Genomic DNA, 16130 nt, shown 5'->3' with positions numbered 1-16130 from the left:
TTTACAAATATGCTATAGCACACGTTACGGTCGTCACCACCATCGTCACTATAATAGCTATGGCGACTACCATGACAGCTTTTTTACTCATCATAACCTCTTACCTCCTGACTTTATTACATCAATGTAATGTTGAGTCTGTTTCTGCCCTCAAGCAAACCCTTCAAACTAATACTGTAGTCTATATCTATATAGCCGTCACCCTGCTCCGATAAAGTATTCTCCAGCTTATTAGTCAAGACTTCCATCTCAATGGCGCCGAAAGGAGTCTCATAAAACCCTGTATATCGTTTCCCGGTTTCAAAATTTATCTCACTTCCGGCCCCTGCACCTTCGCCGAATCGCTTCATCTGAACCTTACCGTCCTTGAGTTTCAGTCTTGTTTTGCAGCCCGGGATCCCGGACAGCTCACTTTCCTCATAGATCAGGTATATGGCTTCTCCCCTTTTATAAAGCTTGGCCTCTGTAACGAATTCCATTGAATCTTCTCCGGTTTCGCCATTAGCCTGCTGGCCTTTTATCCTAATCATTATCTCTTTCATTTCTTATCTCCCCAATCACATACTATTTAATATTTCAGTCAGTTCCTGCTTGCTGAAATCATATTTTTTCAGACAGAAATGGCACTGCAGTTCAGCATGCCCGTCTTCTTCTATTATCTCACTCATATCTTTTTTACCGATAGTGGCAAGTGCGCTGGCCATTCTTTCCCGGCTGCAGTCACAGTTCCAGTTTATATCTCTTTCTTCCAGAATCTGAGGGGCATATTCATCGGGTACCTCCGCAAAAATATGTTCCGTTAGTTTTCTGACAAGGCCTGATTCAGTCAGCCCTGCCGAATTTTCCATAACAGCACTTATAGATGAAGTAAGCGGCTTCATACCTCCTATCATTTTTTCAAGAATATCTATAGACTCTTCCGCTGCTCCGGGAAGCATCTGGATGATCATTCCTCCTGCGGCGCCTATAGAAAGGTCCCTTTCCACTTTTACACCCAGTGCAACTGATGAGTTCTGCTGTTCCGAAACAAAAAAATATGCGGTAAGATCATCTGCAATTTCTCCGCTTACAAGGGCGATTGTTCCTATATACGGCTCCTTCAGGCCCAGATCTTTTATAACCGTCAGCTCTCCTGTTCCCAGTGATCCGCCGACATCCAGTTTGCCATTTTCTTTAAGAGGAAGATCTACATATGCATTAGCAATATAGCCCTTGACACTTCCGTCACCATAAGCCGTTGCAAGAATCTGTCCGGCAGGTCCGTCGCCCTTGAAATTCAAAGTAAGTTTATCTTTGTCATTTTTAAGCATGATACCCATAAGCCCTGCCGCCGTCAGAACTCTTCCCAGCGCTGCGGACGCCACCGGAGTTGTATTGTGAATATCCACTGCTTTCTGCACCATATCTGTAGTTATAGTAATATATACTCTGTAAGACTTACTTTTATCTATCCCGATTATCGCTTTGCTCATTATTTTACGGTTTCCTCCAATTAGTTTCAGCTTTTATTATACTCTTTCGATTTTATCATATTATGTAGCAAATGTTTAACTTTTTCTACAGATATTCACATATTTTCAACACTAAAACCACATAATGAATTTGTATATTTAGGTTAAGAACAATCAATATTGCAGATGAGGTGATATATATGGACGATTACAAAAAAGACAACTCCAGTTACGAGCCTAACTTCGTAATGAAAGATCCCGATCCGGAAACAGTCGAACACGAAACGTCACAGGAATCTACCACAAATGAAGCATTTTCCAGCCAAACTGCCTCACAGGAATCAACAATGAACGGAACAGCTTCTCAGCAAAGCAGCCGTCAGCCAGGAAGCTTCAGAGATCCACGAGACAACTTCAGAAAAGACAGTATCGATTCCGATTACAATTATACTAATTATAATTACAGCAGTTATCGAGATCCCGATTATTCAAAACAGGGTGACTCAGCCTCATGGGACAATCAGAACGGTCTGGGAAAAATACACAAAAAGAAAAGAACCCATAAACCGTCTCCGCCGGTAACTTTCACAAGACGTTCCCTTGCTCTGATCATAACCTGCTGTCTTGTTTTATCGGCGGCACTGGGATTCGGCGGAGCTGCTCTGGGAAACGCTATTTTTGATGATTCTCCCGCAGAAAAAACCGGCAGCGTCAAAACTACCGGATATACGCTTGAGGATGCCACAGGCAGCAACATGACAGTTCAGGAAATAACTGAAGCTGCCAAATCCAGCGTCGTGGAAATAAAAACCGAAAGCGTTTCCTCTGACTCATGGATGCAGCAGTACGTTACTGAAGGCGCAGGAAGCGGTGTAATAATAACAAACGACGGATACATCGTTACCAATAATCATGTAATTGAAGGCGCCAGCAAAATAGTCGTAACTACAGCAGATCAAAAGGAATATGAGGCTAAACTTGTAGGTACTGATTCCATAACAGATGTAGCAGTTCTAAAGATCGATGCCAGTGGTCTTACACCGGCCACATATGGCAACAGTGATCAGCTTGCTGTAGGCGATATGGCAGTTGCCATCGGAAACCCTCTGGGTGAGCTTGGCGGTACTGTCACAGCAGGAATCATAAGCGCCCTTGACAGAGAACTTGTAATAGACGGAAAAACCATGACCCTTCTTCAGACAGACAGTTCTATAAATCCGGGCAATTCAGGCGGCGGACTTTTTAACGGAGATGGGCAGCTCATCGGGATCGTCGTAGCCAAATCATCAGGTTCTGACGTTGAAGGTCTGGGATTCGCCATACCGATAAACAAAGCGGCAGACGTTGCCCAGCAGATCATAGATAAAGGATATGTCAGCGGTCAGCCGTCTACGGGAATGTCATATACTGAATCATCAGGCCAAAACAGCGTTGACAGACTGTTCAACAACAGCCAGAGTACTGCTAACGTGTACATCGCTTCAGTTGACGGTACCAACGCAAAGAATGCAGGCTTTCAGAAAGGAGACAGAGTAGTCTCGGTAGATGGAACGGAAATAACTTCATTCAATGAGCTTTCATCTATAGTGACATCTCATAAAGTAGGAGACAAATTAAAATACACAATAATACGAAACGGTCAGACCATGGATATAACTCTGGAACTTGAAGAAAAAACGGCTTCATAAGATAGGAAATCTCCCAAAGCAATTGCTTTGGGAGATTCTTTATTAAACAATTCTTTCAAATTATTTTATCTCTTTAAAACGGTCTCTATTTATCACAGCATCCGCTTTTACCGCAGCCTCGTTTATTCCTGCAGTTTGCAGCCTTTGGGCAAACCACGTAGTTTCCCCCTTTTATAACAAGAAATTTACCCTCTATTAAAACCTGCGCCAACTTCTTTCTCGCCTCGTTATATGAGGCCTGAACTGTGGTCCTTGCCACACCCATCTGCTGCGCACAAGTCTCCTGGGTATGACCAAGAAGATCTATAAGACGTATCGTTTCATATTCATCAAGTGTCATTTCCACTGTATCATCAGGGTCCTTATCCAGCGGACCAAATCCCCTGTTCTCCGGTATAGCACATATTCTTCTGCATTTCTTAGGTCTTGGCATGAATCTATTCCACCTTTCCTCATGAGGTTTCTGACTTATGTCACGATTATAGCCCTGACGGTTTTTTAAGTCAATGTCTAACTTAATGGCAGAGTCTTTGTTTGCCGAAAATATATATACGGGCGCGGCCCACATCTATAAATTTTACAGTGGTCTGCGATATTTTAAAAAAGTTTTTAAAAAATCCTTTACAGCGGATTTTCAAAGTGTTAAAATCGTTACAAACATGATGTATGTTTAACCATATTTCATGCATAAATATTTATACAGAGGACAGAATTATGTTAATCAGATCATTTGCAGCTGAATATTTTTACTTTTACTTTACTTTCTTTAGAGGTAAGGTGAATTTCGCTGCAATGAGATAGCTGGTCTGGACTAAAACGAAACTTAGTTTACAAAGCTTCCGCAAGTGAAATTCACTTGCGGATTTTTTTTAACGAAAAACAACACAATTATTACGGAAAGATCGAAACAGATATTTCCTGTATAAAAGAAAGAAGGTAAAAAATGATTGTTGTATTAAAAGATAACCCGGATCAAAAACAATTGGATAATTTAGTATCATGGCTAAAGAGTATGGGACTTGACATACACTTCAGCCAAGGTCAGTCTGCTACCATCATGGGCCTTGTAGGAGATACCGCCGCAGTGGACATGGATCTCATCAACTCTCTTGATATAGTAGAAACAGTAAAACGTGTACAGGAACCTTATAAAAACGTAAACCGAAAATTCCATCCTGAAGATACTGTAGTCGAGATCGCAGGTGGAATCAAAATCGGCGGTGGGAATTTTCAGGTCATCGCAGGTCCCTGCTCAGTAGAATCAGAAGATCAGATCTGTCTTGTTGCCCGCGAAGTCAAGACTGCCGGTGCCCGACTTCTTCGAGGCGGCGCATTTAAACCGAGAACTTCGCCTTACGCCTTTCAGGGCATGAGAGCAGAAGGCATCGATCTTCTCATGGAGGCTAAAGAAAAAACAGGGCTTCCTATCGTAACAGAAGTCATGGATATTTCACAGCTCCCGCTTTTTGAAAATGTAGATGTAATACAGGTCGGCGCCAGAAATATGCAAAACTTTGAACTGCTTAAAGAAGTAGGACACCTCAATAAACCTATTTTATTAAAAAGAGGTCTTGCCAATACATTACAAGAACTTCTCATGAGTGCCGAATATATCATGGCAGGCGGCAATGAAAAAGTCATTCTCTGTGAGAGAGGCATAAGAACATTTGAAACAGCTACAAGAAATACACTTGACCTCGCAGCCATACCTCTTCTCAAAACAATGACCCACCTTCCTATCGTAGTCGACCCGAGTCATGCTACAGGTATAGCAAGTCTCGTAAAACCAATGGCTATGGCAGCAACGGCAGCAGGCGCTGACGGTCTTATGATAGAAGTACACAATAATCCGTCTGCCGCCCTTTGCGACGGTGCACAATCCCTTACTCCGGAAGCATTTGCCGACGTCATGGAAGCAGTAAATCTTATAAGACCTCTGGCTTACAAAGGATAAGGTGCTATTATGGAAATAGGAATAATAGGATTAGGTCTCATCGGAGGATCTCTTGCCAAAGCTATAAGCCAGAACACGGATAATACAGTATACGGATATGATATTTCCGATCAGGTAGTCAAAAAGGCTGTGCTTGTCAACGCCATAGAACAGCCTTTGACCGACAAACTGCTGCCGCAGTGCGATATTGTTATCGTAGCGCTATATCCGCAAGCTGCTGTGGATTACGTAAAAAATCACGCAGATCTCTTTAAAAAGGGCAGCATTGTTACAGATTGCTGTGGTATAAAAACACTTGTCTGCGATGAACTTATACCTCTGTCGGAAGAAAAAGGATTCCTCTTTATAGGCGGTCATCCCATGGCGGGTCTGGAACATTCGGGATTTACTTATGCCAAAAAATCATTGTTCAACAATGCATCTATGGTATTTACCACTACTAAAGGTCCGATAGAAAGCATGAGCAAGCTGAAAGATCTGTTTACTTCCATAGGTTTCACTAATATAGAAATAACCACCCCTGAAGAACACGATAGGAAAATCGCTTTCACTTCACAGCTTGCCCATGTAGTCTCCAACGCATATATAAAAAGTCCTACTGCTCGGGAACATTCAGGATTCTCGGCAGGAAGCTATAAAGACCTTACCAGAGTGGCAAAACTTAATGAAGATATGTGGACTGAACTTTTTCTTGAGAATCCGGAAAATCTTACAAATGAGATAGATACATTGATAGATAATCTGAAAGCATACAGCGACGCAATCAAATCAAAAGACAGCGAGACCCTAAAGGCCCTGCTAAAAGACGGCAGAGAAAAAAAAGCTGTTATTGACGGGGAAATATTCTAATTGTTCCGTATATGGATCTTGCCTTATATGCCCACTATAAGCGCTTTTAGATCCTGATATACTTACATGTGGGCAGAAAGGCTATGAGATTTTTATGATAAAGATTACTGTTTCCGCATCAAAAAAATATGACGTTATAATGGAACAGAATGCTTTAAACAAGGCAGCAGAGCTACTGAGCCAAGCAGAGATAAAAAGCGACAGAAAACTATGTATAATCACAGATAAAACGGTGAATTCTTTCTACGGCAAAGAGTCCGGCATACTATGGCAAAACCTGTCACAAGCAGGATTCCGCCTCTACAAATATGTTTTTGAAGGCGGCGAATCCAATAAAACTATGAGTACCGTAACAGCAATACTGGATTATCTGGCTGACAATAAATTTTCACGAAGTGATGCTCTGATTGCGCTGGGAGGCGGTATTGTAGGTGATGTTACAGGTTTTTCAGCCGCTTCTTTTCTCAGAGGGATTGACTATATACAAATACCTACTACATTACTTGCCACGGTAGATTCATCGGTTGGGGGAAAAACAGGCGTAAATCTGAAAGCAGGGAAAAATCTGGCAGGTGCATTCTGGCAGCCTTCTCTGGTTATATTTGATCCTCAGGTTCTGCAAAGTCTGCCGCAGCATATGATTCTTGATGGTATTGCCGAAACAATCAAGGCCGGTTTCATCAATGACAAAACTATTATTGATGAAGCAGAAAACAATATATCTATCGGCGATAACCGATTTCTTACACAATTGGCAGCAAAAGCTGTCGAAGTAAAAAGGAAAGTCGTAGAAGAAGATGAAAGGGATAATGGCAGCAGGCAGCTCCTCAACTTCGGGCATACTCTGGCTCATGCCATAGAAAAATGCAGTAATTATCGTATAAGCCACGGCCACGCAGTAGCTAAAGGCATGGCTATAGTCTCCGCTGCTGCAGACGAAATGGCATGGACATCAGTTCCATGCGCAGGCAAAATCTTAGAAATCCTAAAAAAATTCAACTTTCCTCTTGACTGTCCATATTCACCTTCCCAGCTTACGGAAGCTGCTTTGCAAGATAAAAAAATACGAGGTAATAAAATAACTTTAGTAATTCCTGAATCAATAGGAAAATGCCGCTTAAAAACTATTGCCACAGACGATCTTGAAGAATTTATAACCTGTGGCATGGATGCTCTGAAAGGAATGTGACACATGAATGTAAAAATCATCCCTAAAAAATTAAAAGGAACACTTCACGCCCCTCCGTCAAAATCCCATGCACACAGGCTCCTTATAGCACAGAAATTAGCATACCTTCAAAGCGGAGATAACAGAAACCAACACATACCCTCTTTTTCACAAGACATAGAGGCGACAAAAAACTGTCTGAGCCAAATGGATAAAAACATGCCCTTTCTCGACTGTAAGGAAAGCGGTTCCACATTAAGATTCATGCTTCCGGTAGCCATGGCCCTAAAAGACGAAGCAGTATTCATAGGAACAGGCAAGTTACCCGACAGACCTATCTCTCCTCTTAAGGAAGAAATGGAAAAGCACGGCTGTACATTCATTACGCCGAACCGCTTCCACAAATCACAGGATAAATACAGAGAAATATGTACCGTAAAGGGCAGACTCATGCCGGGAAACTACAGACTTGCCGGTAATGTAAGCTCACAGTTTATAACGGGTCTTCTCTTCGCTCTGCCTCTCCTTGATGGCCGCAGTACATTGACACTCACCACAAAACTGGAATCAGCGGGATATGTAGATCTAACTCTTGATGTACTTAAAGCTTTCGGAATAAAAATCACCGAAAAACTGTCAACAGAAGGCTTCAATATATATGTAATAGACGGGAAGCAAGTTTACAAAGAACCGGAAACAACCTCTATTCAGTGTGACTGGTCAAATGCTGCATTCTGGCTGGCCGGCGGCGCACTGGGCGGCGATGTGACCTTATGCGGGCTCGATCTTGCTTCTTCCCAAAGAGATAAACAAATTGCCGGCATACTTGAAAATATGGGAGCAGAGCTGAAAATACAAACAACAGATGACTCCTTAAGCACAATAAAATGCACAGGGCATAATCTTACCTCCTGCGAAATAAATGTATCACAGATACCTGATCTGGTTCCTATCCTTGCTACAGTGATGTCCCTGTCAGAAGGAACATCGCTTATAACCAATGCTGAGAGGCTCAGGATAAAAGAATCAGACCGCCTCCATACAGTTTTTGATGTTTTGTCAAAACTGGGCGCTGATATAACTGACGGCGGTTCGGGACTATCTGTTACTGGGCGCCGACGACTGATAGGAGGGCAGATATCAGGACATAACGATCACAGAATTGTTATGTCTGCTGCCATCGCTTCCTGTGCCTGCCACCACCCTGTAATAATATATGGCGCAGAAGCCGTAAACAAATCATATCCTACATTTTTTGAAGATTTCGCTGCCTTAGGCGGGGAAGTATACGAGGTGTAAGCATGAAATCCACCATAGGAAACCATTTGAAAATAAGCATCTGGGGCGGCTCCCATGAACCCGCCATAGGTGTAGAGATAACCGGCATACCGCCGGGAACCGAAATAGATATGAATCAGCTTGAAGCATTTCTTAAGAGAAGAGCTCCGGGGAACAGCTTTTTTGCCACGAAACGCAAAGAACCTGATATTCCTGTCCCATTAAAAGGTCTTACTCCTTTGAACAGCACAAGCAGAACGAAAACAATGATCGTTACGGAAGATCCCATTTCCCTGGAAATAAGAAACACCGATACCCGTTCCCGGGATTACAAGCTCCTGCGGTCAATTCCAAGACCGGGACACGCTGATTATACAGCAAGGATACGGTACGGAAAAAATCTTAATATGGCTGGAGGGGGTCCTTTTTCAGCCAGAATGACAGCACCGCTGTGTATAGCGGGCGGTATCGCCTTACAGATACTACAAAAACAAGGAATATCAATAGGCGCCCATATATATTCCATATCTGACGCCAAAGATACCCCTTTTGACCCGGTCAGCACAACATCCTGCCTTCTCGAATCACTGAAGCAAAAAGATATGGCCGTCATTTCAGATAAATCTAAGCTGGAAATGCAAAAAAAAATATGGCTGGCTATGGAAGATAAAGATTCAGTAGGAGGTATCATAGAAGTCTGCGCGCTGAATGTCCCCGCCGGTATTGGCGGAGCCATGTACGACGGGCTGGAAAGCGTCCTTGCTCCCATATTTTTCGGCATTCCTGCTGTAAAGGGGCTGGAATTCGGCGCAGGTTTCCAGGCAGCAGCGTTTACCGGATCTGAGAATAATGACGTATTTTATTACGATGACAGTACAGTCAAAACAAAAACCAATAACCACGGGGGAATCCTGGGAGGCATTACTACGGGAATGCCTTTAATTGCAAGACTGGCTTTTAAACCAACTCCGTCTATAGCAAAAGAGCAGGATTCGGTGGATCTGGATAAGCATGAAAACACAAAACTCAGAATAAAAGGCAGACATGACCCTTGCGTCGTCATAAGAGCTGTCCCTATAGCGGAAGCAGCTATGGCCTTAGGAATTTTAGATTGTATTATGGAGGTAAAATAATGACAACGAAAAATTTGGAACAAATGAGACAAGATATCGACAGTATCGATTCAAAAATTACCGATCTGTTCAAAGAACGTATGGAAACTTCTCTAAAGATCGCAAAATATAAAAAAGATAATGGAATTCCCGTTCTCAGCGATACCCGTGAAAAAGAAGTCCTTCACAAAGTCTCAGAACAAATCGGAGAGCCTTTTGATGGATACGCAAGACTGCTTTTCAATACCATCTTTGACGCCAGCAGATCATGCCAGAACAACTTCCTTGCAAGAAAATCGGATCTGGCACAAAGAATCCAAACTGCGCTTGAACAGACTCCTCAGCTTTTTCCCAATAAAGCTGTCGTGGCTTGCCAAGGTGTCGCCGGGTCACATTCTCAGGCTGCCTGTGAAAAACTGTTCGAAGTACCAAGTATAATGTATTTCAACAGCTTTGAAGGTGTTTTCAATGCTGTTGAAAAAGGATTGTGTCAATACGGAATTCTGCCAATTGAAAACAGCTCATACGGCTCAGTAGGTGCAGTTTACGATCTCATGCAAAACTATAATTTTCATATCGTAAAGAGCATACGTCTGCGCATAAGTCACAATCTTATGGCAAAAGCCGGTACAAAGCTCTCCGATGTAAAGGAAATATTCTCCCATGAACAAGCCATTGGCCAATGTGGAGAATTCCTTAAAACTCTTAAAGATGTGAAAGTCACTGTATGTGAAAATACAGCACTGGCAGCCAAAATGGTAGCCGAGAGCGACAGAACAGATGTCGCTGCCATTTCTTCAAAAGAATGCCTTGACCTCTACGGATTAGAGCTATTGAAAAAACACATTCAGGTAAGCGACAACAACTATACTCGCTTTATCTGCATATCTAAAAACCTAGAGATTTATCCCGGCTCAGGCAAAATCAGTCTAATATTGTCTCTGCCTCATGTTCCGCGCTCGCTTTATCATACTATAGCTAAATTTGCAGCTCTGGGTATCAATCTGACAAAATTAGAATCCAGACCTATCCCAGGCAGTGATTTTGAATTCATGTTTTACTTTGATCTTGAAGCGTCTGTATATTCTCCTGCTCTGATCAATCTCCTCAGCGAATTGGAAAACCAGCCTGAAACATTTGTATTCTTGGGTTGTTATACGGAATTGATATGATGAAATACGGATTGATAGGAAAAACGCTGGTCCACAGCTATTCTAAGGAAATACATGAAGCTCTTGGAAAATATGAATATAATCTGTTCAGCCTTACAGAAAAAGAAATGCCGGAATTTATAAATGCCCGTGATTTTAACGGACTCAATGTCACAATTCCCTACAAAAAAGCGGTGATGTCTCTATGTGATGAGATATCGCCGCTTGCAAAAGATATTGGTTCCGTCAATACATTATATTGGAAATCATCCGGCTCCGGCAAAGATGAATACAGGCTGATAGGACACAATACAGATTATGAGGGCTTCCTATATGCCGCAAAACGAGCAGGTATCAGCTTTTCAGACAAAACTATACTGATACTGGGTACAGGAGGCACTTCGCTGACAGTCTGCAAAGCCGTATCCGATAACAACGCTTCGCAAATATATATAGCTTCCCGTTCTGCAACAGCAAACAGACAGAAAGCCCAACAAACTTTTCTGTCTTGTCCAATACAGCAGCTTACATATAAAGATCTGCCGGATATTGCCTTTGATATTGACGTTATAATCAATACTACACCTGTAGGGACATACCCCCATAATCTGCAAAGTATCATACACCTTGCAGATTTTCCGAGATGTCATTCAGTAATAGATGTAATATATAACCCTTTTAAGACCCGTCTGATTTTGGAAGCCGAAAAAGCAGGATTGAAATTTTCTAACGGTCTTCCTATGCTTGTGGCTCAGGCTACAGCCGCAGCCGGATATTTTCTCGGTATGCCGGGGACATTTGAAAAGGAGAATGAACGAATAATTTCACAGCTTCAGAAACAAATACGCAATATCATTCTTATCGGCATGCCCGGAAGCGGAAAATCCACTATAGGGAAACTTCTTTCTGAACAGACCGGCAGAACTTTCATAGATATGGATCAGGAAATCGAAAAAAATGAAGGTATGTCTGTCTCCGAACTTTTCGATTTCTTCGGAGAAGAGTACTTCAGAAATAGAGAAAAAGAAACTGCAGAAAGACTTGGAAAAAAACACGGACTCATAATAGCCACAGGTGGGGGTACCGTTCTGAATCCTTTGAATGTAGACGCACTCAGACAAAACGGAATTATCATACATATCAAAAGACCCGTTGACTGCCTTCCGACAAATGGCAGACCACTTTCTAAAAGCAAAGCAGCACTCTATAAAATGGAAACAAAACGGCTACCTATATACAGAGCCGCTGCTGATATCACATTTGACAACAGCGAATCCTGTTCAGCATATCAGCTAAAAAAACGACTTCAAAGAGAACTGAATCTATAAGTCTGAAACAACCCCTGATATATGACAAAATCAAAATAATCAGACAAACTATTCAGTCATTGGTTGCTATGTAGTATAATAAAGTCACAAGAGAGGTGACAAAATGAGAAAAAAGGATACAAATAGAAGCTGCATAGACTGTAGTACTTCCAATTGTAATAAACAAGATTCAGTCTATCCAGATTTTTGTCCCACACAAAATATGGATAATCGTTTTCTTGAAGATACTATGAAACTTTATATAGAAGACGATGAAAACAATCGTATAACTATTGCCGCAGCAGAAGTTGAGTTTGAAAATTACTGTAAAATGACAAGAATAGAAGAAATTATGGAATTTGCAAAAAAAATCAAAGCTCAAAAACTGGGTATCGCTACATGTGTCGGTCTGCTTTCAGAAGCTCGTACAGCAGCCAAGATTTTTAGAAAAAAAGGGTTTGATGTTGCCGGTGTAAGTTGTAAAATCGGAGCTCAGGAAAAAACATCAGTAGGAATACCCCCTTGCTGTGAATCAGTCGGAAAAAATATGTGCAACCCCATTTTACAGGCAAAGCTTTTGAATAAAGAAAAAACTGATCTCAACATAGTCATAGGCCTTTGTGTCGGCCATGACAGCATGTTCTTCAAATATTCCGACGCGCTGTGTACCACTTTAGTAACAAAAGACCGCGTGTTAGCACATAACCCAGTAGCCGCTTTATACCAAGCTAACGCCTATTATTCAAAGTTGCTTAAAGAATAATAAATAAAAATATTAAATATACCATTTCAGCCAAATACCTTTGACCGGAATGGTATATTTAATTAAACGCACATATCTATTGACACCATATCTATTATGTAATACTATATAGCAGTAATCAGTAACACTTAATACCTGAGCATAGATATACAAAGGAGATATAAACATGGAGAATACCACTGAAATGTTAAAGGGTATCCTTGAAGGCTGCATCCTTGAAATCATAAACAGAGAAGAAACTTATGGCTATGAGATAACACGACGGCTCAATTCATTAGGTTTTACAGATGTAGTAGAAGGAACAGTATATACAATCCTGATACGCTTTGAAAAAAACAAGCTGGTAACCACAGAAAAAAAACCATCTGTTCTCGGACCCCCAAGAAAATTTTATTCACTTAATAATCTCGGGCGAAAAGAATTATGCGACTTCTGGAAAAGATGGGAATTCATATCTTCAAAGATAAATGAACTAAAGGAGGGAATTAATGATTAATATTTTCAGAAAAATGATAGGCGAGAAAAAAGAATGGAAGCAAATGAAGCGCCGTGCAAAAGCCCTTCCCGAAGAATATAGCTTCGTATATCACAAGATCCAGAAATACATGTGGAGTTTTGCAGCAGACAGCACCTCCAGCATGGATATGATGTCGATTTTTGCAAGTCTTCTCGATTTATTCGAGGAAAGCGCTGAAAGAGGCAAAAAAATATTAGAAATAACAGGTTCAGATGTAGCTTCCTTTTGTGATGAACTATTGAACAACAGCAAAACATATATGGAGGTTCAGCGTGATAAATTTAATCTTGATATCCATAAAAAAATTACAGAAAAACAAAAAGAGAGAGGATAACCCACCTATTAAATCAAACGGCATTCCCCTCTTTTTAGAGTAAAACATCAGCTATCTCTTTTATTACTATCTGATTAGTATATCTCAATCATGTAGGCGTTACAAATGTACTTCCTGTATAAATCCACTGAATGCTTACTGTAGTTCTTGAACCATTTTGGGAAGCAAAAGTGTGAACCTCACACATAGACCATAATTTTGTATTAGGATCTTGTTGTCTTATCCTCATCCAATGCATTTCCTGAGACATAGTGTAAACAATATCATCAAGAACAAGTTTTGACGATACTGTAACATTGTTATTAGTCTGAACATCAATGGCAGCATCATAGATACTCACACGGCGTATATCAGCTAAAACAGATGTGCCTGCCTGCTGAGGTTGTATAGAAATCCTCATACTTGTTGATGAAGTATTTTGAAGAATCAATGTTAAGTTTTCCATCGGAATATTTGCTGTGCTTCCTGTTGTAGATAAATTATAATTATAATATTCCATATTAGATTTTAAATTAGGGCTTGTTATATTTTGTGTGCTGGTTTTGAAATTAATCTTATAACTTGTTTTTGTATTCTCTGTTACTGTTATTTGAGGAGTTTCCCCCGTTGGCCCTGTTGCCCCCTGATTACCTGTGGCTCCTATTGGGCCCGTTGCTCCTCGCTCTCCTGTGGCTCCTGTTGGGCCCGTCGCTCCCTGTTCTCCTGTGGCTCCTGTTGGGCCCATTACTCCTTGTTCTCCTGTGGCTCCTGTTGGGCCCATTACTCCTTGTTCTCCTGTGGCTCCTGTTGGGCCCATTACTCCTTGCTCTCCTTTTTCTCCTGTCGGGCCCGTTACTCCTCGTTCCCCTGTGGCTCCTGTTGGACCCGTTGCTCCTCGTTCTCCTGTAGCTCCTGTCGGGCCCGTTGCTCCTTGTTCTCCTGTGGCTCCTGTCGGACCGATTGCTCCTTGCTCTCCTGTAGCCCCGGTTGGGCCTGTTGCTCCCTGCTCTCCTGTGACTCCTGTCGGGCCCGTTGCTCCTCGCTCTCCTGTGGCTCCTGTTGGACCCGTTGCTCCTCGTTCTCCTGTGGCTCCTGTCAGGCCCGTCGCCCCTTGTTCTCCTGTAGCCCCGGTTGGGCCTATCGCTCCTTGCTCTCCTGTGGCTCCCGTCGGGCCCGTTGCTCCTTGCTCTCCTGTGGCTCCTGTTGGGCCCATTACTCCTTGCTCTCCTTTTTCTCCTGTCGGGCCTGTTGCTCCCTGTTCTCCTGTAGCTCCTGTTGGACCCGTTGTTCCTCGTTCTCCTGTAGCTCCTGTCGGGCCCGTTGCTCCTTGTTCTCCTGTAGCTCCTGTCGGACCGATTGCTCCTTGCTCGCCTGTAGCCCCGGTTGGGCCTGTTGCTCCCTGCTCTCCTGTGACTCCTGTCGGGCCAGTCGCCCCTTGTTCTCCTGTGGCTCCTGTCGGACCGATTGCTCCTTGCTCTCCTGTAGCCCCGGTTGGGCCTGTTGCTCCCTGCTCTCCTGTGACTCCTGTCGGGCCAGTCGCCCCTTGTTCTCCTGTGGCTCCTGTTGGGCCCATTACTCCTTGCTCGCCTGTAGCCCCGGTTGGACCTGTTGTTCCCTGCTCGCCTGTAGCCCCGGTTGGGCCTGTCGCTCCCTGCTCTCCTTTTTCTCCTGTCGGGCCTGTCGCCCCTTGTTCTCCTGTGGCTCCTGTTGGACCTATCGCCCCCTGCTCTCCTGTGACTCCTGTCGGGCCAGTTACTCCTCGTTCTCCTGTGGCTCCCGTCGGACCCGTTGCTCCTTGCTCTCCTGTGACTCCTGTCGGGCCTGTCGCCCCTTGTTCTCCTGTGGCTCCTGTTGGACCTATCGCCCCCTGCTCTCCTGTGACTCCTGTCGGACCAGTTACTCCTCGTTCTCCTGTGGCTCCCGTCGGGCCCGTTGCTCCTTGCTCTCCTTTTTCCCCTTTCGGACCCGTCGCTCCAGATGCTCCAGTCTCTCCCTGCCTTCCATTGGATCCTGTCTCTCCAATAGGAAGTACAAAATCCAAAGAAACCCCCGAATCAATAGAATTTGCGATAACACTGGCAAAATTTCCAGATGCAACTTCTCCGATTAAAATTTCAGGAACTGCTCCTGTCGGACCTGTAACACCGGGATCTCCCTTATCGCCTTGCGGACCTTGTAAACCCTGTATTCCCTGAATACCTTGCGGCCCGATTGGACCTTGTTCACCTTGCGGACCCTTTTCTCCGGGGTCACCTTTTTCCCCGGGAAGGCCCTGTGGCCCCTGAGGTCCCACAAATCCTCTCATTCCTCGCGGACCAGTTGCTCCTCTAGGCCCTGCAACTCCGTCTGCGCCCTGTGGGCCTGCCGGACCCGGCTCACCCTTTTCCCCACGGGCTCCCGTCGGGCCTGTCGGACCTTTTATAACATTACAGTCATCTTTTGCAGAAGAACATAAACAACATCTGCCACAATTACACATACAATATTTCATTTAGCATATAACTCCTTTCCTCACTTATTCATATTATGTTTTTTATACAAAAGCTGTTCTGCAATCAAAGAGTTCCCCTATACAAACC

Annotated in this window: 15 protein-coding genes; 11 read left to right on the top strand and 4 right to left on the bottom strand. The window is 43.2% G+C overall.

Annotated elements, in window-relative coordinates; translation table 11 throughout:
* Positions 1 to 116 precede the first annotated feature (116 nt).
* Together H8692_RS04255 and hslO are read right to left on the bottom strand one after the other, a co-directional pair.
* On the bottom strand, positions 117 to 542 hold the full coding sequence (locus tag H8692_RS04255; RefSeq protein ID WP_177269343.1) for a YwiB family protein: 426 nt from the start codon (positions 540 to 542) through the stop codon (positions 117 to 119).
* Positions 543 to 557: 15 nt separating this feature from the next.
* Positions 558 to 1472: an Hsp33 family molecular chaperone HslO gene (gene hslO / locus H8692_RS04250; protein ID WP_177269345.1), complete on the bottom strand. Its 915-nt coding sequence runs from the start codon at positions 1470 to 1472 to the stop codon at positions 558 to 560.
* Positions 1473 to 1651: 179 nt separating this feature from the next.
* Between hslO and H8692_RS04245 the strand changes: the two genes are divergently transcribed.
* The gene (locus tag H8692_RS04245; RefSeq protein WP_243206889.1) at positions 1652 to 3139 is read left to right on the top strand and encodes a S1C family serine protease; all 1488 of its coding nucleotides are present in this window, start codon (positions 1652 to 1654) and stop codon (positions 3137 to 3139) included.
* An 85-nt stretch (positions 3140 to 3224) separates the two neighbouring features.
* On the opposite strand, the gene H8692_RS04240 is transcribed toward H8692_RS04245, so the two are convergent.
* Positions 3225 to 3572, bottom strand: coding sequence for a DUF134 domain-containing protein (locus H8692_RS04240; protein ID WP_177269347.1), 348 nt, complete (start codon positions 3570 to 3572; stop codon positions 3225 to 3227).
* Positions 3573 to 4082: 510 nt separating this feature from the next.
* Here H8692_RS04240 and aroF point away from each other — a divergent pair.
* From aroF to H8692_RS04190, 10 genes are all read left to right on the top strand, one after another.
* A complete protein-coding gene (gene aroF, locus H8692_RS04235; protein ID WP_177269349.1) occupies positions 4083 to 5093 on the top strand; it encodes a 3-deoxy-7-phosphoheptulonate synthase in 1011 nt (336 codons plus the stop codon).
* A gap of 9 nt (positions 5094 to 5102) precedes the next feature.
* On the top strand, positions 5103 to 5942 hold the full coding sequence (locus H8692_RS04230; protein ID WP_177269351.1) for a prephenate dehydrogenase: 840 nt from the start codon (positions 5103 to 5105) through the stop codon (positions 5940 to 5942).
* 94 nt (positions 5943 to 6036) lie between these two features.
* Complete coding sequence (gene aroB / locus H8692_RS04225) at positions 6037 to 7131, top strand: 3-dehydroquinate synthase (protein WP_187525049.1); 1095 nt, start codon at positions 6037 to 6039, stop codon at positions 7129 to 7131.
* Between the two features lie 3 nt (positions 7132 to 7134).
* On the top strand, positions 7135 to 8409 hold the full coding sequence (locus H8692_RS04220) for a 3-phosphoshikimate 1-carboxyvinyltransferase (protein ID WP_187525048.1): 1275 nt from the start codon (positions 7135 to 7137) through the stop codon (positions 8407 to 8409).
* Positions 8410 to 8411: 2 nt separating this feature from the next.
* On the top strand, positions 8412 to 9521 hold the full coding sequence (gene aroC, locus H8692_RS04215) for a chorismate synthase (protein WP_187525047.1): 1110 nt from the start codon (positions 8412 to 8414) through the stop codon (positions 9519 to 9521).
* A complete protein-coding gene (locus H8692_RS04210) occupies positions 9521 to 10672 on the top strand; it encodes a bifunctional chorismate mutase/prephenate dehydratase (RefSeq protein WP_177269359.1) in 1152 nt (383 codons plus the stop codon). The genes aroC and H8692_RS04210 overlap by 1 nt, the downstream gene beginning before the upstream one ends.
* Entirely contained in the window at positions 10669 to 11979 is a 1311-nt protein-coding gene (locus tag H8692_RS04205) for a shikimate kinase (RefSeq protein WP_177269361.1), read from the top strand. The genes H8692_RS04210 and H8692_RS04205 overlap by 4 nt, the downstream gene beginning before the upstream one ends.
* 103 nt (positions 11980 to 12082) lie before the next feature.
* Positions 12083 to 12721, top strand: a complete 639-nt coding sequence (locus tag H8692_RS04200; protein ID WP_187525046.1) for a DUF1847 domain-containing protein — start codon at positions 12083 to 12085, stop codon at positions 12719 to 12721.
* 166 nt (positions 12722 to 12887) lie between these two features.
* Positions 12888 to 13217 (top strand): PadR family transcriptional regulator, encoded by a 330-nt coding sequence (locus H8692_RS04195; protein WP_177269365.1) that lies wholly within the window; start codon positions 12888 to 12890, stop codon positions 13215 to 13217.
* Complete coding sequence (locus tag H8692_RS04190; protein ID WP_177269367.1) at positions 13210 to 13572, top strand: DUF1048 domain-containing protein; 363 nt, start codon at positions 13210 to 13212, stop codon at positions 13570 to 13572. Before H8692_RS04195 ends, H8692_RS04190 begins: the two co-directional genes overlap by 8 nt.
* Positions 13573 to 13660: 88 nt before the next feature.
* Here the strand turns inward: H8692_RS04190 and H8692_RS04185 are convergent, their stop codons facing one another.
* A complete protein-coding gene (locus H8692_RS04185) occupies positions 13661 to 16042 on the bottom strand; it encodes a collagen-like domain-containing protein (protein ID WP_283242288.1) in 2382 nt (793 codons plus the stop codon).
* Positions 16043 to 16130: the final 88 nt, after the last annotated feature.

The sequence above is a fragment of the Lentihominibacter hominis genome (genome assembly GCF_014385065.1).
Lineage (GTDB): Bacteria > Bacillota > Clostridia > Peptostreptococcales > Anaerovoracaceae > Lentihominibacter > Lentihominibacter hominis.
Note: the sequence above shows the minus strand (reverse complement) of the source record. Positions and strands in the feature narration are given on the sequence as shown.